Raw genomic sequence first — 22305 nt, 5'->3', positions numbered from 1 at the left:
TAGATAAAATATTAAAAAAATAAAACATGCCAAATTTAGTAAACGTATCATACCACCAAACAGGAAAAAGCACAAGCACCAATACAATGGGTATGCGTGAAATGCAATCTCGTGCCTTTGAAGCTCGTGATGCAAAATATTTATTATTAAAAGCACCTCCAGCATCGGGTAAATCTCGTGCATTAATGTTTTTAGCTTTAGATAAAATGATAAATCAAGGCATTAAAAAAGTCATAGTAGCGGTACCGGAACGCTCAATTGGTAGTTCATTTTCTCAAACAGATTTAATGAAAGATGGTTTCTTTGCAAATTGGGAACCAAACGACAATTATAATCTTTGTACTCCTGGCGATGATGGTAGCAGTAGCAAAGTACAAGCCTTTCATAATTTTATGGATAGCGATGAAAAGATTTTGATTTGTACACATGCTACATTACGCTTTGCTTGTGATACATTAGACGAAACTAAATTAAATGATACTTTATTAGCTATTGATGAATTTCACCACGTTTCTGCCGATGTAAACAACAGATTAGGCGAACTATTAAAAGTTATAATGAATAAGTCAACAGCTCATATTATAGCTATGACAGGTTCATATTTCAGAGGTGATAGTGTGCCTATTTTAACACCAGAGAACGAAGCAAAGTTCACTAAAGTAACATATAACTATTACGAACAATTAAACGGTTATAACTACTTAAAATCATTGGGTATTGGGTATCATTTTTACACAGGAAAATATACAGAAGCAATCCTTGATGTGTTAGATACTGATTTAAAAACCATTGTTCATATTCCAAATGTAAACTCAGGAGAAAGTACAAAAGATAAGCATAATGAAGTAGATTTTATTATTGATGCAATAGGTCGTGTTTTAAGACAAGATAGTGAAACAGGAGTTATTTATGTTGAAAGACATACAGATAAAAAGATTATTAAAATTGCTGATTTAGTTGAAGATACACCAAGAGAACGAGATAAAATAGTTAACTATTTACGAAACATTTCTTCTGTTGATGATATGGATTTGATTATAGCATTAGGTATGGCAAAAGAGGGCTTTGATTGGCCTTATTGTGAACATGCCTTAACAGTTGGTTATAGAGGTTCATTAACCGAAATTATTCAAATTATAGGTAGATGTACTAGAGATAGTAATAATAAAACGCATGCTCAATTTACAAATTTAATAGCACAACCCGAAGCAATCCAAGACGATGTTAAGAAAGCCACTAATGATATGCTAAAAGCAATTACAGCATCATTATTAATGGAGCAAGTGTTAGCACCTAATTTCAAATTTAAAACAAAGCTTGACAATGATGATGATGCAGAGCCGGGAACAATCAAAGTAAGAGGTTTTAAAGAGCCAAGTTCAAAAAGAGTTAAAGATATTATCGAAGCTGATTTGAATGACTTAAAAGCTACTATACTGCAAGATGATAACATGTTAAAAACTATGTCAGGTACAATTGATGCAGAAGTAATCAACAGAGTATTAATCCCAAAAATCATTAAAATAAAATATCCTGAATTAACTGAAGATGAAGTTGAAGAAATCAGACAATATGTAGTTGTTGATAGTGTAGTTAAAAGTGGAGAAATTAAAGAAGTTGGCGACCAAAGATTTATTCGTTTAGCAGATAAATTCATTAATATAGATGATATTCATATTGACTTAATTGATGCGGTTAATCCATTCCAAAAAGCTTATGAAATATTATCAAAATCAGTTACTACAAAAGTGTTGAAAGTTATCCAAGATACAATTGAAGCAACTCGTATCAAAATGGATTTTGAAGAAGCCAAAATATTATGGCCCAAAATTGTTGAATTTAAAAAATTACATGATAAAGAACCAAGTCTTAATGCTAATGATCCATTAGAAAGAAGAATGGCAGAATGTATTATTTATTTAAAAGAGGAAAAAAGAAAACGTTTAGCAAATGGATAAAAATTCAGTACTTGACGATATTTTTAATAATGACCCGTTTGATATTCTAAATGTCAAACCAAAATCTTCTGGAGCAAAAACTACAGATGAAAGGTTATTAAATTCTTTTCATGAAATCAATAATTTTGTAGAAAAAAACAAAAGAGAACCACAACCAAACATTTCAAGCGTATCAGAATATCAATTATACACTAGATTAAAAGGAATTAGAGAAAACCCAGAGAAGAAAGAACAATTAAAGGATATAGACACTAATAACCTGCTTGATTTTGAAATAAAAGAGATAAACTCAATTGATGATATTCTAAATGATGATGCCTTTGATTTGTTTGACGACGATACAGATTTATTTGATTTCAAACATACACCTAAACCTGACGAAAGAGTTGCAACAGACTTTGTAGCAAGAAGAAAACCAATGAAAGACTTTGATAAATACGAACATTTATTCAAGGAAATTCAAAAGGATTTAGCTAATGGCAAAAGAAAATTAGTTGATTTCAAAATGGGTAACTTACGTGAGGGTGCATATTATGTTCATAACGGAGTTTTATTCTTATTAGAAGAAATTCAAATCAGTAAGAAAGAACATTATAGAGAAGATGGCACAAGAGTTCGAGAAGATGGAAGAACAAGATGTATTTTCGAAAATGGTACAGTATCAAATATGCTCAAAAGGTCGGTAGAAAAGATATTGTATGCAAATGGTCAAGTAGTATCTGAAAACATAGATAAAGTAAACGAAAGCTTTATTGAGAAGTTTAGCAATATAACTGAGGAAGATGAAGAAGCAGGATTTATTTATGTATTAAGTTCGAAGAGTAAAGATGAAAAAATAGCATCAATAGAAAACCTTTTTAAAATAGGATATTCAAAGGTTGATGTATTAGAAAGAATAAAAAATGCAGAAAAAGAACCAACTTATTTAATGGCTAAAGTCAAAATAGAAAGTGCTTGGAAATGCTACAATATGAACCCACAAAAATTAGAACAACTACTTCATAACTTTTTTGGCAGCTCTTGTTTAAACATTGATATATTTGATGAAAATAAAATTCGTCACACACCTAGAGAATGGTTTATAGCTCCATTAGAAGTTATAGAACAATCAATTCAATTAATTATAAGCGGTGAAATTGTGAATTATAAATATGATATTGTAAATAGGATTATAATTAATAGGTAAAAAAAGTTATTGAAAAATTGGTTGTTAAATTATTATAATATTTTAGATGAGTAGTGATGTTTTTTATTTTATAGGCTTTGTATTTGCAATTTTAATTTTATTCATATTACCAAAAACTAAAGAAATATTTGAAAAAAATATACCTGAGGTCCTAGGTGTTTCATCTGCTTATTTTTATTTACTTGCAGATATAAAAAGTGATTCCTTCAATTTAATCATTTTAGATTATTCTTGGCGTGATATAAATTCTTTGTTAGTTTTTTTTGGTATAGCATTAGCTCTTTTAGCTGTATATCTTAATTTTAAAATAAAATCAAAATTTATTACAAATGAAGAACTAGTTTCAGAACTAGAAATAACAAATAAAAAACTAGAAGTAATTAAAAAAGAATATTATAAATTATGTTCTGACAACTTAAGAATAATATTTAAAAGTTTTTTTGATTTATCAAATGGCTGTGGTAGAGTTAGTGTATATAAGTATGATGGCGATGTTTTTAAACTATTAGGCAGATATTCTAATAATCCATTATACAATAAAAAAGGGCGTGATAGTTATCCTTCAAATGAAGGTTTTATTGCATTAGGCTGGGCAAATGAAATCTATGAAATTTATAACATCCCACAATGGACAAAAAATGGTAAAGATTATAAAAATGCTATTAAGGAATTATGCAATATTTCAGACTCAACATTAAAAAATATTAAAATGAAAAGCTGTTCATTTTTTATATATCGATTAGATAATGAAGATTCTAGACCTCCTTTAGGTATAGTGGTTGTTGAGCAATTACAATCATCACAAATTGACCATCAAAATATGAATGAAATTTTTTCAAGTAACGAACAACAATTATCATTTTTGATAAAATCAATGAAATCTATATAATATTCATATTTATTACCTCATTCATCTGCACAAAAATCGCTCCTAGTCCAAGTATTCCTAGCATCAATTCTTTGTTTGCTTCATTTCGTTAATAACTATTTTTTCAGTAATCCTATTTTCTATTACAATACTTACTTAATTTTGTCTTATGATGAAGTTAAGAAGTTTACATACTACAAAAATATTTGAATTTTACGCACCAGACTATTCAACAGAGTTAGACTTACCTTTTGTTGATGTAGGCATTAGTGCAGGTTTTCCTTCTCCTGCTGATGATTTTATTGAGTTAACTATCGATTTAAATAAGCATCTCATAAAACATAAAGACAGTACTTTCTTTGCTAAAGTAAAAGGTCATTCTATGAAAAACGCAGGTATTTTTGATGGCGATTTATTGGTGATTGATAAAAGTTTAGCACCGCAAGATGGTAAAATTGCAATATGTCAAATCGATGGAGAATTTACTGTAAAAAGAATTAAAATTGAAAAAGATATTGTTTGGCTAATAGCTGAAAACGAAGAATATAAACCTATTAAGGTTACAGAAGAAAACGAACTAATGATTTGGGGAATCGTAATCCATAGCATTAAAACATTTTGATTAGTTATGGATAGATTTAATTTAATTATCAATCATTTAGAAAAAATAAAATCAAACACAGCTAATAACGATGATTATAAATTTATTGAACAAATAATTCAAATTGAATCAGCAAATTACAACTCATTTTCAAAGCTTGTTTATGATATTTTTCTCTTTTTAATTAAAGATGTAAAGGATTCAAATTACACATTTGAAGCTTATAAGTCGTGGTACATTAAAACGATAGAATTAGAAATGTTTTGGGATGGTCGAGATAGTTATCTTATACTTTGGGATATTAGTAACGGAGATAGAAAAACTCTCAAAATAGAAAGTTCCGATATTACTAACTTTAAATTAATTGAAGAATACTTAGAAATAATTTCAAGAAACTAATCACTATTCACTAATTACTAATCACTTAAAAAGAATGTTTGCCTTAGTAGATTGCAATAACTTTTACGCCTCTTGTCAAAGAGTGTTTGAACCGCATTTAATTGGAAAACCAGTAGTAATACTTTCCAATAATGATGGTTGTGTAATTGCACGCTCTAATGAAGCTAAAGCATTAGGAATACCTATGGGTGCTCCTGCATTTGAATTTAAAAAACTTTTTGAAGAAAATAATGTATTTGTCTATTCTTCAAATTATGCGTTGTATGGTGATATGAGTAGTAGAGTAATGAACATACTTGCAACATACACTCCAGAAATAGAAGTATATAGTATTGACGAAGCATTTTTAAAGTTTGAAGGTTTTGAATTATACAATCTTCAAGATTATGGATTTAATATACAAAAGACGGTTACTAAAAGCACAGGCATTCCAATAAGTGTAGGTTTTGCACCAACTAAAGCATTAGCCAAAGTAGCCAATAAGATAGCAAAAAAGTTCCCAGAACGAACAAAAAGCGTCTATGTAATAGATAGTGAAGAAAAGAGAATTAAAGCCCTTAAATGGACTAAAATTGAAGATGTTTGGGGTATTGGAAGAAAACACACAAAACGATTACAAGCAGTAAATGTTTTTAATGCTTATCAATTCACACAATTACACGATGATTGGGTAAAAAAAGAAATGGCAGTTGTAGGGTTGAGATTAAAACACGAATTAGAAGGAAAGCCAACATTGGATTTAGAAACTCCAAAAAGTAAAAAGATGATTGCTACTACTAGATCATTTGAAAAGTCTTTAACTAAATTTGAAGATATATCAGAAAGAGTATCAACATTTACAGCATCTTGTTCAGAAAAATTAAGAAGACAAAACAGCCATTGCAACATGATTATGGTTTTTGTTCTTACTAATTATCATAGAAAAGACCAACCACAATATTCAAGAAACATAGTGATAAATACAGATTTCCCAACCAACTCAACAATAGAGTTAAATCATTATGCACAAATAGGATTAAAAGCAATATTTAAAGAAGGCTATAATTATAAAAAAGCAGGTGTCATAGTAATGGGTTTAACACCAAACAATCAAACACAATTATCACTATTCAATACTTCAAACCCTAAACACCAACCTTTAATGTCGGTAGTTGATAAACTAAATAAAAGCTACGGCAAAAACAAAATCAAGTTCGCTAATCAATCACTTGGCAGACAATGGAAAATGAAACAAGAAAAGTTATCAAAGTCCTACACAACAAGAATTGATGAAATTATTACAATTAAAATATAAAAAAGTTGTATATATTTTATGATATTTACTAGTTGTGCAACATATAATAAAAAACGGTTTAGACTACATCTAAACCGTTTTTTATTTTTGAAATGATTTCTTCTAACTTTTCTTTATTTTTTATCTCTGTTATTTTTTTCTTTACAATACTCTCACTCAAAGTTGCAATTTTTTTACAATAAACATACATAGTATCATGTGGAGGTTTAAATGGAACTGTAACATCAGAATTTGAAATTTCAACACAAAAACCTCCACGAATTTCTTGAGTAGTTATCATCACAATTATATAATCACCAGAAACATTTATTAAAGGATTAGAAACAATAATTGCAGGTCTTGGTTTAAAATTACTTAAATCAGTAAATGGAAAATTTACTATGACAATATCTCCTTGTTTAAACTTCATTATTACATGTAATTTTCCCAGTAATTATCTTCTTCTTTACTCCATATTTCATCGAATGAATCTGTAGAAATAAAATACAAAGTTTTTGTCAATTCATCTTCATTAAGATTAAAATCAACATTTTCGGTTTTATATACAACCATAACATCATTAAAATTTTGATTCAAAATATTTTTATTGAAACGAGGAGATGTTTCAGTATCAATAGTTGATACTACATCATATTCACATTGTGAACTATCAATCTGTGTCGTAGCTATAAAAAACATAATTAATCTTTTAAAGAATTTAAATCTGAAATAAGTTTTTCCGATGCATCATGACAAATTTTAGCGAATCTTAAAAAATGAGGCATTGTCATAATCATTACATGGGACACTTGGGCGGTAGCTTCATGAGTATCCTTAACTGCTAATTTAATTTTCACAGTTTCGTGATTAACATTCAACTGAACTAAATCAGTAAAGATATTCTCTACTTTGTCATCATAAACAAAGCTAATCTCTTTTATATCTTTTTCTTTCATAGGTAAACTATCTGTTTGCAAAAATACAATTTATTTTTTATATAAAGATAAAAAATCGTGCCAAAATATACGTCGCACAACAAGCGTTTGGAAAGATTGCGAATTTTGTAGTAAATTCACGTTTACTTTTCGCAAGAAATTTTATCTTTGATAGAAAATAATCGGTTCCGTAGTTCGCAACATAACAAAGCGTGGAAACGTTCAACATACCTTTTAAAGCATAAAAAATAAAAACATGTGCTTCCATTCAAAACAAACAAAAACAGCTCAAGAAGTTGAAAACAGATTTAAAGCTTCAATAGAAAATAAAGAACTTTTCAAAACTTCAAATAATGTCAACGGTTTTGATTTTGGCTTAAATCCAATTATCATAGATGAAAACCCAAGTACAATTAAACATTTTAATTGGGGATTAATACCTTCATGGTCTAAAGATGAAGACATTAAAAAACTCACTTTAAATGCAAGAATTGAAACAATAGATGACAAACCATCATTTAGAAACTCAATTAATAAAAGATGCTTAGTTATTGCTAATGGTTTTTACGAATGGCAATGGCTAGACAGCAAAGGAAAAAATAAAATCAAATACGAAATAGGTATTGGAAACGAAGATTTATTTGCGTTTGCAGGGCTATATTCTCAATGGGTTAATACAATTACAGGAGAAATAAAAGATACTTATACGATTGTAACAACACAAGCAAATGAATTAATGGCAGAAATTCACAATACAAAAAAAAGAATGCCAATTATTCTAAAACCAGAAGACGAATCAAAATGGTTACAACACGAACCAATTAATAAATTTGCCTTTCCTTATGAAGTAAATTTAGTAGCAAAAGCTTTTCCTACTGATATAATAACTCTATGGTAATTTCTTCTTTTATAAAACCCTTTTCAGTAATAATTGTAGTCCAATAAGGTGATTTATTAGTAATAAGATTAGAATACGCTAAAAGTATATCTTCTTTAGTACTATCTAAGGTCAAACACAAATCTTTGTTATAGGCTATTATTCTAAAAAAAAATCCATCTAATAATAAATCATCTTGATTATCTGCTGTGTTATCAGGCGCATAACCAAAGTAGGTAATGTTGGTATTTGAATCAGTAAGCAGATCCAATAAATCTTGTTTTACAGTCAAAAATAATACTTCGTCTTTTAAGTCATTTGGTACTTTATAATCGTTTATTTCTAGAGTCAAAGAATATTCAATTTCTTCATTTTCATTTATTGAGTCCATAGTAATCGATTAAATAGTTTAGTATTATTGACATACCAAAACTAAATAAAATTATTTAATATCTTTTTTTTATAGTAAATTTGATAAGATAATATTTTAAAGCCATGATAAAAAAACTACTCTTTCTATTAATACCATCATTGTTCTATGCTCAAATTCCAGCATATTACTCTTCAATTGATTTTAGCCAAACAGGAGATAATTTAAAAAACCAATTAACCACTCTAATTACAAATACTCATACTACTAACTTACCATATACCGCAACAGGTGTAACAGACACTTGGGATGCATTATATCAAACAGACTTAAATCCAGTAAATACAAACAATGTTCTATTAGTATATGGTTGGGACGATACAGATGCCGATATTACAAATGATTATTCAAGAAGTCAAACCGCTTCATGTCATACTTCATCATGTAGTGGACTTTGGGTAAGAGAACACGTATATCCTCGTTCATTAGGAACACCTAATTTAGGTTTTGAATTTGCAGGGGCTGATGCGCATCATTTACGTTCAATAGATAGTGATAGAAATAATTCTAGAAGTAATAGAAAATTTGAAGAAGGTAGCGGTATTAATATGTCATACATTACTCTTGCAGGTAATTGGTATCCTGGGAACGAATGGAAAGGAGATGTAGCTCGAATGATAATGTATATGTATGTTCGATACCCATCACAATGTTTGCCTAACAATGTTGGAGTTGGTAGTACTTCATATTCAAACTATGGTGATATGCCAAATGTATTCTTAGATTGGAATGCACAAGACCCAGTCTCACAATACGAAATGAATAGAAACAATATCCTAAACACAATACAAGGTAACAGAAATCCATTTATCGATAATCCTTATTTAGCTACAATAATCTGGAATGGTCCACATGCAACAGATACGTGGGGTGTTTTATCATCAGACGAATTTACATTATCAAATAACTTATTATATCCAACAATTACAAATGATATAATTTATATCAAAAACAACGAGAACAAACAATATAAATATAGCGTTTATAACACATTAGGTCAATTGATAGACACAAATACTGCTACAAATACAATCAATTTATCAGGTAATACAAAAGGTATTTACTTTATTAATCTACAAGTAGACAATAAAACCAAATCATACAAAGTAATATTAAATTAGCAGCGAATGGCTTAGGCTTTCTTGGTTTCCATATTCCTGCTATCCGCTTTTACACGGTATCGCTCCTATCAGGGCTAGACAGCAAACTATAGGCATTCTTGTTATCTTTTTAAAAATAGGTACGCTATCGCTGACGTATTTGCGCCCACCCAGTCCAACGCTTCCCACCGCACAAGTGGTTTTCCCTCCCTTTAACAGCACTTGTTTTCCCCTCAGTAAGTCAATAAAAAAAGGCTCCCTGTTTTCCCAACCCCACGCGCACAGTCCGCCTTTTTTTATCCACTTACACCCTACCAAAAAACAAGAGCTGTTTTTCCCAAAGCTAAACCACCCCAAGCTATGTTTACATAATAAGTGTTATAATGCCTTCCATCTCCCAATGCTACGCCAACGGCAGTTATAACAGTTATTATGTAAAATATCCGCTCCCCAAAGCTCCCACCCGAAATAGGTAAAGTATTTTCATTGTTTTTTGAAGATGCCATAACATAACAAATAAACATTTGTAGTATAAAGAAAATAACCATTTCAAAAGACAAGTCAGGCATCCTCAAAAATCAAATTTGCCCACAAGAGTATATTTTTATATTTGCCAGAACATTGGTAGTAAATTGTTTTTAAGTCGTCTTGATGCTATACAATGTCGTAGAACAATTCAATAAACAAACAAACCCGATTTTAAAAAGACCAATCTAGCATCAAGCCGTCAATAAAAACAATCAGAAAAACCCGTAAAGCAAATAAAAAACTATACCCTTGTTCCGCTTCTGCCAGCGCACTAGGTAGAGTTCAGTAGGGGAAATCTCCCATTTCCCCTAACCCCTTAGGGTGCAATTTTTTTTAAAATAATGCCAGATATCTCCCGCTCCGATTAACGTTTTTCGGTAGGCATTCTTTCAAAAAAAACAGCGTCAATTCCAACCAGTCGGTTAATTCTATTTTGAATGGAAAGTTACGGGCTTCCTTGTGATTGGACAATGGATAAAAAATCGTTTGTTCTTCTTTTTCTTAATTCGTAGATATTCCGTACTTAAATGCACCATAACTCCTATATGAGTGCAGATTATAGATAAATTAGTGCAAAATAAAAAACCCTCTCTTTCGAAAGGGTTTACTTTGCAACATTGCAGACTTTGCAAACTTGCAAACTGATGGTCTTTTTAGAATACTTCTTGAACTTTCATTGCGTTACCTGCATTGAATAAGTAGTAATTTCCTCCAACTTCTTGATAAAACTCAATACCAACACAACCTAAAACAGCAATATTAGTTGTTAAGGTTGGAGAACCTGGCAAAGTTGCTGTAATATCAATTAATGAAGTCACAGCATTAACAGGAGTATAAGCAGAATAAGCAATGTCTGATAACTCGTTTAATGTTGGTTCGGCAGGCTCATAAGCACTTGTAGCAGGATTATAAACAAAATCCGATACAGCAGCTAAGGCATTGATAATTCTAAAATGTGTCGCTCCTGATGGAACATTTAAAAAACTCATTGGATTAAAAGCTGGTAATGATAAAGTACTTTCGTTTCTATCAACTGTTGCAGTTAATGTAAATGGAGCACTAAGAATACCATTAAAAGAAATGTTCTTATTAAAATCCAATCCTCTTAAATATTGAGGTTGTTGTGAAACCAAGACAGCTCTTTGTCCTCTGGCTTCTGAACCATCTTCAATATTTATTTTTTTCATAATAGCAGTTAATCTACCTGTAAATTGGCTATCAGTCATTTGTTTCATTAGAGCTGATAAAGCAATTCTAACAGATTTCCCTGCCATTGCACATGCTGCAAACTCAGACATGTTTTCACGAGTACGAACAAAACCCGGAGCGGTTTTTACTTGCTCTCCTGTTGGTCCTCCTTTTAATCCTGCATAGTAACCAGTGTTACCTTTAATTTTGAAGTGTCTAACTTCCCCAAGTGTTCCGACATACTTAACATGACCTTTTTGTTGTGCCATAATCTTTAAAAATTTAATTGTTTTATTTGAAAAATTTCATTTAAATTTACAACATAAAACACTGATTTACAACGTATTAAATAAAGTAAAATAATGCATTTTAACGCAAAAGAAACAACGATTAAAAAAAACCTTCTGAAAATTGTAAAGTTTGTTGATGGTGATGGAATTATTTTAGAAGATATTATTTCAAAAAAGGAATTTGAAGTTAGATTTTTGGGTATCGATGCACCCGAAATAAATTATTGTAATAAAATAAAACAAGATGAAAAAGAGTTGCAAGTTCCAGCTGCACTATTAATCAAGTTAGGTTATTTATCATTTAACTTTTTAAAAGATCAAGTTAATTTGGGTGATTATTGCACATTAGTACAGGAACAAAATAATTTAGTTGATAAATATGGAAGACATTTAGGCTATCTTATTTTAAACGATGGTAGAGTATTAAACGAAATTATGATAAAAGAAGGCTATGCAAAGCCATATAACGATGTTTTTTGTGAAATGCTGCCTAAGTATCAAAAATTAAGTTTACGCGCTAAATCAAAGAAAAAAGGGCTTTATAAAATTGTAAATAAATTTTAAATTGATTGTGGTCTAAATGTGGTCTAAATCAAAAATAAAAAAACCTTAATAAACTGAATATCAACTATTAAGGTTTTTTAAAAGTGGAGAAGATGGGGCTCGAACCCACGACCTCTTGACTGCCAGTCAAGCACTCTAGCCAACTGAGCTACATCCCCAAAATTTTCACGAATATAGTTTATTTTAAACACATAAGTTTCTTTTTGATTCGATAAAAAATTGAAGTAGTTTTACATTTCTAAAATAAAACCATGCACGCAGATTATATTATCGACCAGAATTTCTCTGATATTACTTATGCTGAAAGCGATGTAAAATACAAAGAATACGAGAATTGCACGTTTACGAATTGCGATTTTAGAGCGTGTTCGTTTATTGCGGTTACGTTTATTGACTGCAACTTTATCGATTGTAATTTTAGAGGTACGAAGATTAACCATGTGTCGTTGCGTGATGTTTGGTTTACGAAATGCGATTTTACTTCGGTGAATTTTGCTATGACGGATCAAATTTTATACGAGTTTCATTTTAAAGACAGCTTACTCGATTATGCTCAGTTTTACAGTTTAAAACTCAAAAAAATGCAATTCATCAATTGCAGTATGATTGCCGTAGATTTTATGGAAAGTGATTTATCAGAAGCGATGTTTGACAATTGCAATTTGAGACATGCTGTTTTTATTGGAACAACGGCTCACAAAACCGATTTTTCAACAAGTTATGATTTCATCATTGACCCTGAAAAAAACAAACTAAAACGTGCTATTTTTTCTTCAGACAATTTAGCTGGACTTTTGAAAAAATATGATTTGGTGATTAAGTAATAAAAACTCCTGATTAATCTCAGGAGTTTTTTTATTCCCAAAACCCAGCAAACACAACTATTTTAAAATAATTTATCTAAAATAACTAAATTTTTATTGTTTTTCAATAAATTTTTATTGACATTTGCAAAGTAATTTTAAACTTTGTAGTTATGTCAAAAACAAACAACTTCGTATTTTGGGGCTTATATGTTATAGCTTGGCTTATTTTTGTTGGCTTATCCATTGAAGCTGGAGCCATAATCGTTAATTTCTTTTTCAGCCTTTATAATCCTGAAATTATTCAAAATCTGTATCAAAAGTTAGACTTAATGGCTATGTATAACGACAGTAAATTAACTTTTTATGGTGTTTATAGCTTTATACTTATCATTTCTATTTTAAAAGCGTTTCTATTTTATGCTGTAATTCATCTAATGCACAAAATGGATTTATCAAAACCGTTCAACACTTTTGTGGCAAAACAAATTTTACTTATTAGTTATTTCACCCTATCGATTGGAATATTAAGTCACATTGCGAGACAAATAGTTAAAAGTTTAATGCATCATGGTTTTGTTCCCGATAACTTAAACCAATTTTGGGCAGACAGCGGCGCTTTTATTTTAATGGGAGGTGTTATCTATATTATCGCGATTATCTTTAAAAAAGGAATCGATATTCAAAACGAAAACGACTTAACCGTATAACGTATGGCAATTGTAGTAAACTTAGATGTGATGATGGCAAAACGCAAAATGTCGCTCAACGAACTTTCGGAAAAAGTAGACATTACCTTAGCCAATTTGTCCATTTTAAAAACAGGAAAGGCAAAAGCAGTACGTTTTAGTACACTTGAGGCCATTTGTAAAGTCTTAGATTGTCAGCCAGGCGATATTTTAGAATTTGTGGAAGATTAGAATTAGGACTTTTTTAACGCTATTGAATTTGTAAGACTGAAAGAATATTCGTAAGTTTAGGTATTAATAATTTAATCCCTTAACGCTATGTTAGTTCAAATTCACACCGACAAAAACATTGAAGGCGGAAGCCGTTTTGCAGAATATTTTACAACCGAAATTAAAAATGAATTAGCACGATTTGACGAAATTGTAACCCGAGTTGAAGTTCATATTACCGATGAAAACGGAAATAAATCTACTCCAAACGACAAAAAATGTGTCATTGAAGCCAAAGTAGAAAAAAAACAACCGATAGCCGTTACCGCTAATGCCGATAGCCCAGAAAAAGCCTTTTTTGAAGCATTAGAAAAAATGCAACGTGTTTTAGATACAACGGTAGAAAAAATAAAAGAACATTAAAAACAAGCAATCCCGAGTTTAGGCTCGGGATTTTTTTGTTTATAAAATGATATTTAAACTAATGTTGTGTTTGATAATTTGTAGGAAATTTTTATTATTTTTGAAAAGCACTAGTTTATAGCGCATATACACCCAAAAATGGGTAGATTGGCGCTACTTTGTAGCGCATATATACAAGTTAGCGGTCATTGTATAAGACGAGCAAGAAAATAATAAACGGAGATATAAAATGAATTTGAAACCAATAATAATTGAAACCCAAAGACTAAAGCTGACTGGTTATTCATCGCAGGATATGAATTTTATTTTTGAAAATTTTAGCAAGGACGAAATAAAGAAAATTTTAGGACACCAGACTGAAGAAGATTATCAGAAGGAAGAATACAAGTACAAAAATGGATACTCATCTTATAATAGGGATTTCATACTTTTTTTACTGACAGAAAAAGTAACAAATACTATTATCGGAGGGAGCGCACTTCATAATTGGAATAAAGAACATCATCGAGCAGAAATAGGTTATATCATATCTGACGAAAATTTTAAACGAAAAGGACTAATGACCGAAGCTGTCAGTGCAGTTATTGATTATGGCTTTAATAAATTAAATTTACACAGAATTGAAGCACATGTTGGAAGCAACAATATTGCTTCTTTGAGAATTATTGAAAATCATCAGTTTACTAAAGACGGGTTATTAAGGCAGCATTATTTTGTAGCTGACAAATACGAAGATTTAAATCTATTTTCATTATTGTATAATGAATATATTGACATAAAAAAAAGTGAAAAAACAACGAACCGCTAACAGCACCTACAAGAAATTGGCGGTTCAGTGGCCAAATTAAGCATTGTGCTCCGTATCAAGTTTAGTGGTGGCAGACAGTTTTCGTCTCCGAAATCGCCAACTTCTTGTAGCTGCAAAACGTTAAAATTAAACCCTAAAAAAGCTGTTTATGGCTACTCGCCATTTTTAAAATATAAACAAAAAAATCCCGAGCTCACACTCGGGATTTTTGTATTATTTTTTATTTTTCTTTTTAGCTTTTGACTTTTTCTTTTTGTCTTTTGCCTTTTGTTTTTTCGCTTTTTGAATAGCTTTTTTCTTCTTAGCTTTTTTCTTAGCTTTTAATTTTGCTTTCTTTTTTGCTTTTTTATCTTTTGCTTTTTTATCTTTTGCTTTTTCTTCGTCTTTCTTACTCATCTTGTCTTTTTTAGATTTATTTTTAAGTTTTTTACTTTTCTCTTTTTTCTCTTTTTCCGCTTTAGGAGAAACAATATCAACAATTGGTTCTTCAACTGTTGGTTTTGCCACAGGAGCTTTTTTTACTTCGGGAGTTATTGGATTAACCGACTTAACTTGAGGCTCTTTAACAGCAACAATTGGTTTTTCAACTTTCTCTACTACTTTTTTAACAGGCGCTTTTGGAGCAGTTGTTCTTTTTACAGGAGCTTTTTTAACCGGTTCATTTAAAGGAGTTACAATTTCTTGTTTTTCTGAAGCTTCAGACGCAGCAATTGCTTTATTATCTTCTGTCATTTTATATATGTTTAATTATTGTTATTGTAATGTAAATTAATTGTTAACAAATTTAATCATTAAATGAATACGCCAATGTTAAGTTTTCATTTCAAGGAAAAACTTAACATTGGAAATAAAAAAATCCCGAGCTCACACTCGGGATTTGTTATTTAGATTCTAAAATCGAGTTCAGAATGACAAAATGCTATTTCAAACCTGCTAAACTCTGCTCAATCATGGCTATTTTTGCTAAAGCGTCGGCTTCTTTTTTGCGTTCGTTTGCAATTACTTGTTCCGGTGCGCCGGCTACGAATTTCTCATTCGAAAGTTTACCTTGTACAGAGCGTAAGAAACCTTTGGTGTAATTTAACTCTTCGGTTAATTTTGCAATTTCTGCTTCTACATCGATGTTTCCTGTAATTGGAATAAAATATTCATTCGATTTCACACGATACGATAATGCGCCATCTACTTTATCAGAAACGTATTCTAAAGTAGTAACATTTCCTAATTTCTGAATCACTGAATCAAAATACGTTGACGCTTTTTCGTTGTTCACTACTTTTAATTCCATCGCATCTTTAAACGGAATGTTTTTGTCTTTACGAATCGTTCTAATTCCAGAAATAACTTCGGTAGCAAAATCAAAATCTGCAATTAATTTTGCATCAAACGATTTAGCTTTTGGCCACTCACCTACTATCAACGCTTGTTCTGGTGTTCTTTCGGCAATATGGTGCCAAATTTCCTCTGTTAAAAACGGCATGAACGGATGTAACAATTTCAAGTTAGCTTCTAACATTTCAATCGCTTTGTCAAACGTAGCGCGGTCGATTGGTTGTTGGTAGCCTGGCTTAATCATTTCTAAGAACCAAGAACAAAAATCGTCCCAAACCAATTTGTAAATCGCCATTAAAGCATCTGATAATCTGTATTTATCAAAATTATCTTCGATTTCGGCTAAGGTTTGTTGCAACTTCGCTTCGTACCATTCGATGGCAACTTTTGAAGCTTCTGGTTGTGCAATATCCGCTACTTCCCAACCTTTGATTAGTTTGAAAGCGTTCCAAATTTTATTAGAGAAACCTTTTCCTTGGTTGCATAATTCTTCGTCGAATAAAATATCATTTCCTGCCGAAGCACTTAATAATAATCCCACACGAACTCCGTCAGCACCAAATTTCTCAATTAGTCCAAGCGGTTCCGGCGAATTCCCTAATGATTTCGACATTTTACGACCTTGTTTATCGCGAACTAATCCCGTTAAATATACGTTTGAAAATGGTTTTTCACCTGCATATTCATACCCTGCAATAATCATACGTGCTACCCAAAAGAATAAAATATCTGGACCCGTAACTAAATCATTGGTAGGATAATAGTATTTAAAATCTTCGTTTTCTGGATTTAAAACACCTCCAAAAACCGCCATTGGCCATAACCATGATGAGAACCAAGTGTCTAATGCGTCAGCGTCTTGTTTTAAGTCAGAAGCTTGAAGCTGTGTATTTCCTGTTCTTACTTTTGCAAGCTCAACTGCTTTTTCAATGTTTTCAGCTACTACAAAATCTTCTTTTCCGTCACCAAAATAGTAAGCCGGAATTTGTTGTCCCCACCACAATTGACGTGAAATATTCCAATCGCGAATATTGTTTAACCAATGCGCATACGTATTGTTAAAACGACTTGGATATAATTTGATTTCGTCTGATTCTAAAACCGCTTTGATGGCTGGTTTTACTAATTCTTCCATGCTTAAGAACCATTGGTCTGATAATCTTGGTTCGATTACCGCTTTGGTTCTTTCAGAAGTTCCTACTTTATTTAAATGTGTTTCAGTTTTTGCTAACGCTCCGATAGTTTCTAGTTCTTTCGAAATCTCTTCACGAACTACAAATCTGTCTTTTCCTTGATAATGCAATCCGAAAGAATTCAAAGTCGCATCTTCATTGAAAATATCGATAATTTCTAAATTGTGTTTATCACCTAAAGTTTTATCGTTTGTATCGTGAGCAGGCGTTACTTTTAAGCAACCCGTACCAAATTCTACATCAACATATTCATCTTCGATGATAGGAATAACTCTACCACAAATAGGAACAATTGCTTTTTTACCTTTTAAATGCGAAAAACGTTCGTCATTTGGATTGATACAAATTGCAGTATCACCAAAAATAGTTTCTGGACGCGTAGTTGCAACGGTTAAGAAATCTTCCGAACCTTCGATTTTATATTTGATAAAGTATAATTTTCCTTGACGTTCTTCAAAGATTACTTCTTCATCAGACAAAGTCGTTTTAGCTTCTGGATCCCAGTTAACCATTCGGTAACCACGATAAATCAAACCTTTGTTGTATAAATCTACAAACGAGTGAATTACAGACGCTGACATATCGTCATCCATCGTAAATTTAGTACGACTCCAATCGCAAGAACATCCTAATTGTTTTAATTGCTCTAAGATGGTTCCGCCGTATTTATCGGTCCATTCCCAAGCGTGTTTTAGGAATTCTTCGCGAGTTAAATCGTTTTTGTTTATACCTTCTTCTTTTAACTTGGCTACTACTTTAGCTTCGGTTGCAATAGAGGCATGGTCAGTTCCTGGCACCCAACAAGCGTTGAACCCTTTTAAACGCGCACGGCGAATTAATACATCTTGAATAGTGTTATTCAACATGTGTCCCATATGTAAGACTCCCGTTACGTTTGGTGGCGGAATTACAATGGTGTACGGCGTTCTGTGGTCGGGTTTGGATGTAAAATAATCATTTTTCATCCAGTAGTCGTACCACTTTTGTTCTACTTCTTTAGCGTTGAATTGTGCAGGAATCATTATATTTTTTTCTTGTTTAATTATTGAATCGTTGAACAGTTTGACTGTTCTTTTTAACATTCCAAAATTTACTTTGGTATGTTTTTTGTATTAGTAACTGCAAAAGTAACTATATCACGAAAATAAAAAAAATGTTAGGAGTAGTTTGTTGGTTGCTTATATTTAATTAATTTTACAACAACCTATTAATTTATAAGATGATGAAAAAATTACTTGTTTATTTAACTGTATTAGTTGGGATGGCTTCATTTGCTCAAACGGGTCCAAAGATTGAGTTTAAAGAGGAAACTATAAACTATGGCGAAGTTGAAAAAGGAAAAGATGATGGGATTAGAGTTTTTGAATTCACGAATACTGGTGATGCTCCGCTTATTATTACCAATGCAAAATCGAGTTGTGGTTGCACTGTGCCTGAATGGCCAAAAGAACCCATTGCACCAAATAGTAAAGGACAAATTAAAGTTCAGTATAATATGAATCCAGGTCCTATTAGTAAAACGATTACAATTGAAAGTAATGCGGTTAACAAACCAAATGGTATGGTTCCTTTACGAATTAAAGGTACAGTTATTGTTAAGGAAGAAATTAGTCCGTTAGTTAAAAAGAAAACGTTTCCAAATTCATAAATAAAAAGTCCCAATTTAGTTGGGACTTTTTTTATAGGATTTTTTCAAGTTTGAATTTAAAGGTCAAAATTTGTCCTTTTCGGTCAACGACTATTGTTATTTGTTTACCATCTTCGGATGTAAATAAATCATTAAAAAAATCAATTTTTACAGTTGTAGCTTTTCTTCCATTTATTTTCAAAACCAAATCACCTTCTTTCAAACCAACTTTAAATCCTGGTGAATTCTCTCTCAAGGCATAAATCTCGTAAACTGGCTGTAATTCGTACTTGAAATCAACCATTTTTTGATTAAAATCCATTGTTTTATCAAATTCATTGCTTTTTCTATCTACAGACGAGATTGTATTTTTCACCCATTTAGATTCTTTATGTTGAATTTCTATGCCAGACATATTGTACTCGAAAGGTGAATTGAAAAGCTTATTTTTTTCAAAATACACAATACTATCTTTATAATTAAAAAACCAATTAAACCTTTTCAAAAATTGACCTCCTATTGAGCCATTTCTACCTTTTGAAATATTTACTCCTTTAAAGAAATCTTTTTCAGGATAGGAAACTAGTGCGTTTTTAATAGAATAATCTGACAAAACAATTTCTTTAACTTTTGAACGTTTACCCGAAACAACACCAGAAAGACCAAATCCTAATACATCAATAAAATAATTAGCACTACAATTAATGGTTTCATTTTCAAACAACCAAAGTCCATCTGCCAAACCTGTATCAACTAATAATTTTAAATTAATTGGAATGCTTTCAACAATAACGGGAATCTCAATATAGGGTTTTCTATTTTCTACAGAAATAGGCGCACTTTTATTTTTTTTTATTTTTCTATTTATTTTTTCAACGTCCCTATGAAGTACAATATACTTGTTTTCATAATTAATTTCAACCAAAAAATGCTCGAAAAAACTAGCTCCTAATATTCCATTAATCTGAATTCCTGTAATATTAACAATATCAATTTCTTGATTTGGGACTACCAAAATATTAAAATTATTATTAGTATATTGTCTTATTGTTAAGATATTTTTTTTTGCTAAATAAGCATCAATTAAATCATTCTTACCTACTCCTTTTATTTTAATTAGTTCCGCTTCTTTTATAAAGATTGAATCATTTACAGGTAGGCTAAATAGCAAACTTTCATCTGAACCAGAATCAACAATTAATTTTAACTTAACTCCATTAAAAATGACATCCACAATAATAAGATTATGCGAAAGTTCAAATGGTATTTTTATTTTATCTTTTTTTGAATTCCAAACAATAGAGTCTTGTGCAAAAGATATTGCAGTATATAAAATTAGTATTCTTAAGAAGAATATTTTTGTCATAAATTTTTTATTCTAAGATAATAAAAACATAAATACAAATAATTGATTTAACATTTTTTAATGTGTTGTTTTACTAATATCACAAAAAAAAATCGCAATTTTGCACATCTTTAAAAAACAAGTCATGCCAAAAGTTTCCGTTAAAGGGCAACAAATGCCAGAATCTCCAATTAGAAAATTGGTTCCATATGCAGAAATTGCTAAGAAAAAAGGTCACAAAGTATATCATTTGAATATTGGGCAACCTGATATTAAAACTCCAGAAGTGGCGCTACAAGCTGTAAAAAATGCCGACATAACGGTATTAGAATATAGTCATTCTGCTGGTTTTGAAAGCTATAGAACTAAACTTTCTCAATACTATAAAAATCACGGATTACCAATAGATACACAAGATATTATCATTACGACGGGTGGCTCAGAAGCTTTGCTTTTTGCTATGGGAAGTACAATGGATACAGATGATGAAATTATTATCCCAGAACCATTTTATGCCAATTATAATGGGTTTTCAACTGCATCAGGCGTAAAAGTTGTTCCAGTAATTTCAGGAATCGAAACTGGTTTTGCTTTGCCTCCAATTGAAGCATTTGAAAAACTGATTACTCCAAAAACAAAAGCAATCTTAATTTGTAATCCTGGTAACCCAACAGGTTATTTATATTCACAAGAAGAAATTTTAAAATTAGCGGAAATTGTTAAGAAACATGATTTGTTCCTAATTGCTGATGAAGTGTATCGCGAATTTATTTACGATGGCGATAAACATTTTTCAGTTATGAATGTTCCTGGATTAGAAGAAAATGCTATCATGATTGATTCGGTTTCTAAACGTTATAGTATGTGTGGAGCACGAATTGGTTGTATTGTTTCAAAAAACAAAGAAGTTATGGCTACTGCTATGAAATTTGCTCAAGCTCGTTTAAGTCCTCCAACTTATGCACAAATTGCAAGCGAAGCTGCTTTAGAAACTCCACAAAGTTATTTTGATGATGTTATTTCAGAATACAAAGATCGTAGAGATACTTTAATTGCCGAATTAAATAAAATTGAAGGTGTAACAGTTGCTACTCCAAAAGGTGCTTTCTATTGTATTGCAAAATTACCTATTGATAATGCGGATAAATTTGCTCAATGGTTGTTAGAATCATACGACTTAAATGGAGAGACAGTTATGGTAGCTCCCGCAGCAGGATTCTATTCTACACCAAATGTTGGGTTAGATGAAGTTCGTATAGCTTATGTTTTAAAGAAAGATGATTTAATCAAATCAGTTCAAATTTTAAAAGAAGCTATTACTGCTTATAATAACAAGTAATAAAAAATTATAAAAAAAGAGTTCACTACTAATAGTGAACTCTTTTTTTGTGAAATAAAAGCAATCCCAAGGATTGCTTTTATTGTTTATCTAATTAGTGAAAAATGCGCTTTAAACTGTTTAGCGACTCCATTTTCTGTGTAATCTAATGAGAACCAGTAATCGGTTGATGGAAGTAATTCTTGATTGTATGTTCCGTCCCAACCCTCGCTATCGTCTGTAGCGCTTAGTTGTTTTATTAATTTACCATAGCGGTCAAAAATATACAACTTAGCATCTGCTTGATTCAAGCCACTGATGTTCCATGTATCATTGATACCATCACCATTCGGTGTGAAG

Annotated in this window: 25 protein-coding genes and 1 tRNA gene; 16 read left to right on the top strand and 10 right to left on the bottom strand. The window is 31.0% G+C overall.

All coding sequences use genetic code 11. The features are described 5' to 3' along the window. The first annotated feature begins 26 nt into the window (after nt 1-26). The 6 genes from AAEO58_RS04970 to AAEO58_RS04945 all read left to right on the top strand — a co-directional run bounded on the left by AAEO58_RS04970 (nt 27) and on the right by AAEO58_RS04945 (nt 6306). The gene (locus tag AAEO58_RS04970; RefSeq protein ID WP_341682420.1) at nt 27-1958 is read left to right on the top strand and encodes a DEAD/DEAH box helicase; all 1932 of its coding nucleotides are present in this window, start codon (nt 27-29) and stop codon (nt 1956-1958) included. Beyond that, the gene (locus AAEO58_RS04965) at nt 1951-3144 is read left to right on the top strand and encodes a GIY-YIG nuclease family protein (RefSeq protein ID WP_341682418.1); all 1194 of its coding nucleotides are present in this window, start codon (nt 1951-1953) and stop codon (nt 3142-3144) included. Before AAEO58_RS04970 ends, AAEO58_RS04965 begins: the two co-directional genes overlap by 8 nt. 46 nt (nt 3145-3190) lie before the next feature. Next, nucleotides 3191-4033 carry a hypothetical protein gene (locus tag AAEO58_RS04960; RefSeq protein WP_341682416.1) on the top strand — a complete coding sequence of 281 codons (843 nt, stop codon included), beginning with the start codon at nt 3191-3193 and terminating at the stop codon, nt 4031-4033. A gap of 151 nt (nt 4034-4184) precedes the next feature. After that, nucleotides 4185-4634, top strand: coding sequence for a LexA family protein (locus tag AAEO58_RS04955; RefSeq protein WP_341682819.1), 450 nt, complete (start codon nt 4185-4187; stop codon nt 4632-4634). Nucleotides 4635-4640: 6 nt separating this feature from the next. Then, on the top strand, nt 4641-5012 hold the full coding sequence (locus tag AAEO58_RS04950) for a hypothetical protein (protein ID WP_341682415.1): 372 nt from the start codon (nt 4641-4643) through the stop codon (nt 5010-5012). A 34-nt stretch (nt 5013-5046) separates the two neighbouring features. Next, nucleotides 5047-6306, top strand: coding sequence for a Y-family DNA polymerase (locus AAEO58_RS04945; RefSeq protein WP_341682413.1), 1260 nt, complete (start codon nt 5047-5049; stop codon nt 6304-6306). Nucleotides 6307-6364: 58 nt separating this feature from the next. On the opposite strand, the gene AAEO58_RS04940 is transcribed toward AAEO58_RS04945, so the two are convergent. The 3 genes from AAEO58_RS04940 to AAEO58_RS04930 are packed head-to-tail and all read right to left on the bottom strand — an operon-like array spanning nt 6365 to nt 7241. Further along, complete coding sequence (locus AAEO58_RS04940; protein ID WP_341682412.1) at nt 6365-6715, bottom strand: type II toxin-antitoxin system PemK/MazF family toxin; 351 nt, start codon at nt 6713-6715, stop codon at nt 6365-6367. Between the two features lie 2 nt (nt 6716-6717). Further along, nucleotides 6718-6984, bottom strand: a complete 267-nt coding sequence (locus AAEO58_RS04935) for a hypothetical protein (protein ID WP_341682411.1) — start codon at nt 6982-6984, stop codon at nt 6718-6720. A 2-nt stretch (nt 6985-6986) separates the two neighbouring features. Further along, nucleotides 6987-7241, bottom strand: a complete 255-nt coding sequence (locus tag AAEO58_RS04930) for a hypothetical protein (RefSeq protein WP_341682409.1) — start codon at nt 7239-7241, stop codon at nt 6987-6989. A 235-nt stretch (nt 7242-7476) separates the two neighbouring features. Between AAEO58_RS04930 and AAEO58_RS04925 the strand changes: the two genes are divergently transcribed. Then, nucleotides 7477-8118, top strand: a complete 642-nt coding sequence (locus AAEO58_RS04925) for an SOS response-associated peptidase (RefSeq protein WP_341682407.1) — start codon at nt 7477-7479, stop codon at nt 8116-8118. On the opposite strand, the gene AAEO58_RS04920 is transcribed toward AAEO58_RS04925, so the two are convergent. After that, the gene (locus AAEO58_RS04920) at nt 8093-8488 is read right to left on the bottom strand and encodes a hypothetical protein (RefSeq protein ID WP_341682405.1); all 396 of its coding nucleotides are present in this window, start codon (nt 8486-8488) and stop codon (nt 8093-8095) included. The two genes, AAEO58_RS04925 and AAEO58_RS04920, sit on opposite strands and share 26 nt — an antisense overlap. Nucleotides 8489-8592: 104 nt before the next feature. On the opposite strand from AAEO58_RS04920, the gene AAEO58_RS04915 reads away from it, so the two are divergent. Next, nucleotides 8593-9648, top strand: a complete 1056-nt coding sequence (locus AAEO58_RS04915) for an endonuclease (RefSeq protein WP_341682404.1) — start codon at nt 8593-8595, stop codon at nt 9646-9648. 1160 nt (nt 9649-10808) lie between these two features. Here the strand turns inward: AAEO58_RS04915 and AAEO58_RS04910 are convergent. Then, nucleotides 10809-11612, bottom strand: a complete 804-nt coding sequence (locus AAEO58_RS04910) for a hypothetical protein (protein ID WP_125012700.1) — start codon at nt 11610-11612, stop codon at nt 10809-10811. A gap of 93 nt (nt 11613-11705) precedes the next feature. Here AAEO58_RS04910 and AAEO58_RS04905 point away from each other — a divergent pair, with 93 nt between their 5' ends. Next, complete coding sequence (locus tag AAEO58_RS04905; protein ID WP_341682401.1) at nt 11706-12197, top strand: thermonuclease family protein; 492 nt, start codon at nt 11706-11708, stop codon at nt 12195-12197. Between the two features lie 84 nt (nt 12198-12281). Here the strand turns inward: AAEO58_RS04905 and AAEO58_RS04900 are convergent. After that, a tRNA-Ala gene (locus AAEO58_RS04900) sits at nt 12282-12355 on the bottom strand. A gap of 93 nt (nt 12356-12448) precedes the next feature. Here AAEO58_RS04900 and AAEO58_RS04895 point away from each other — a divergent pair. The 5 genes from AAEO58_RS04895 to AAEO58_RS04875 all read left to right on the top strand — a co-directional run bounded on the left by AAEO58_RS04895 (nt 12449) and on the right by AAEO58_RS04875 (nt 15130). Then, a complete protein-coding gene (locus tag AAEO58_RS04895; protein WP_291135035.1) occupies nt 12449-13021 on the top strand; it encodes a pentapeptide repeat-containing protein in 573 nt (190 codons plus the stop codon). A gap of 152 nt (nt 13022-13173) precedes the next feature. Further along, a complete protein-coding gene (locus AAEO58_RS04890; protein WP_341682397.1) occupies nt 13174-13710 on the top strand; it encodes a DUF2975 domain-containing protein in 537 nt (178 codons plus the stop codon). Between the two features lie 3 nt (nt 13711-13713). Next, nucleotides 13714-13920, top strand: a complete 207-nt coding sequence (locus AAEO58_RS04885; protein ID WP_133607940.1) for a helix-turn-helix domain-containing protein — start codon at nt 13714-13716, stop codon at nt 13918-13920. An 87-nt stretch (nt 13921-14007) separates the two neighbouring features. Continuing rightward, the gene (locus AAEO58_RS04880; protein WP_341682393.1) at nt 14008-14322 is read left to right on the top strand and encodes an HPF/RaiA family ribosome-associated protein; all 315 of its coding nucleotides are present in this window, start codon (nt 14008-14010) and stop codon (nt 14320-14322) included. A gap of 229 nt (nt 14323-14551) precedes the next feature. Continuing rightward, entirely contained in the window at nt 14552-15130 is a 579-nt protein-coding gene (locus AAEO58_RS04875) for a GNAT family N-acetyltransferase (protein ID WP_341682391.1), read from the top strand. A gap of 213 nt (nt 15131-15343) precedes the next feature. Here the strand turns inward: AAEO58_RS04875 and AAEO58_RS04870 are convergent, their stop codons facing one another. Together AAEO58_RS04870 and AAEO58_RS04865 are read right to left on the bottom strand one after the other, a co-directional pair. Then, the gene (locus tag AAEO58_RS04870; protein ID WP_341682389.1) at nt 15344-15862 is read right to left on the bottom strand and encodes a hypothetical protein; all 519 of its coding nucleotides are present in this window, start codon (nt 15860-15862) and stop codon (nt 15344-15346) included. A gap of 187 nt (nt 15863-16049) precedes the next feature. Then, nucleotides 16050-18680, bottom strand: coding sequence for a valine--tRNA ligase (locus AAEO58_RS04865; RefSeq protein WP_341682818.1), 2631 nt, complete (start codon nt 18678-18680; stop codon nt 16050-16052). 197 nt (nt 18681-18877) lie between these two features. On the opposite strand from AAEO58_RS04865, the gene AAEO58_RS04860 reads away from it, so the two are divergent. Then, nucleotides 18878-19303, top strand: coding sequence for a DUF1573 domain-containing protein (locus AAEO58_RS04860; protein ID WP_341682387.1), 426 nt, complete (start codon nt 18878-18880; stop codon nt 19301-19303). 31 nt (nt 19304-19334) lie between these two features. On the opposite strand, the gene AAEO58_RS04855 is transcribed toward AAEO58_RS04860, so the two are convergent. Continuing rightward, entirely contained in the window at nt 19335-20648 is a 1314-nt protein-coding gene (locus AAEO58_RS04855) for an aspartyl protease family protein (protein WP_341682385.1), read from the bottom strand. 124 nt (nt 20649-20772) lie between these two features. Between AAEO58_RS04855 and AAEO58_RS04850 the strand changes: the two genes are divergently transcribed. After that, nucleotides 20773-21966: a pyridoxal phosphate-dependent aminotransferase gene (locus tag AAEO58_RS04850; RefSeq protein WP_341682384.1), complete on the top strand. Its 1194-nt coding sequence runs from the start codon at nt 20773-20775 to the stop codon at nt 21964-21966. 86 nt (nt 21967-22052) lie between these two features. Here AAEO58_RS04850 and AAEO58_RS04845 read toward each other — a convergent pair. After that, a partial coding sequence (locus AAEO58_RS04845; protein WP_341682383.1) for a T9SS type B sorting domain-containing protein occupies nt 22053-22305 on the bottom strand: 253 nt, incomplete at its 5' end.

Origin of the sequence: Flavobacterium helocola (assembly GCF_038289885.1) — a bacterium.
GTDB classification, from domain to species: Bacteria; Bacteroidota; Bacteroidia; order Flavobacteriales; family Flavobacteriaceae; genus Flavobacterium; species Flavobacterium cheniae.
Note: the sequence above shows the minus strand (reverse complement) of the source record. Positions and strands in the feature narration are given on the sequence as shown.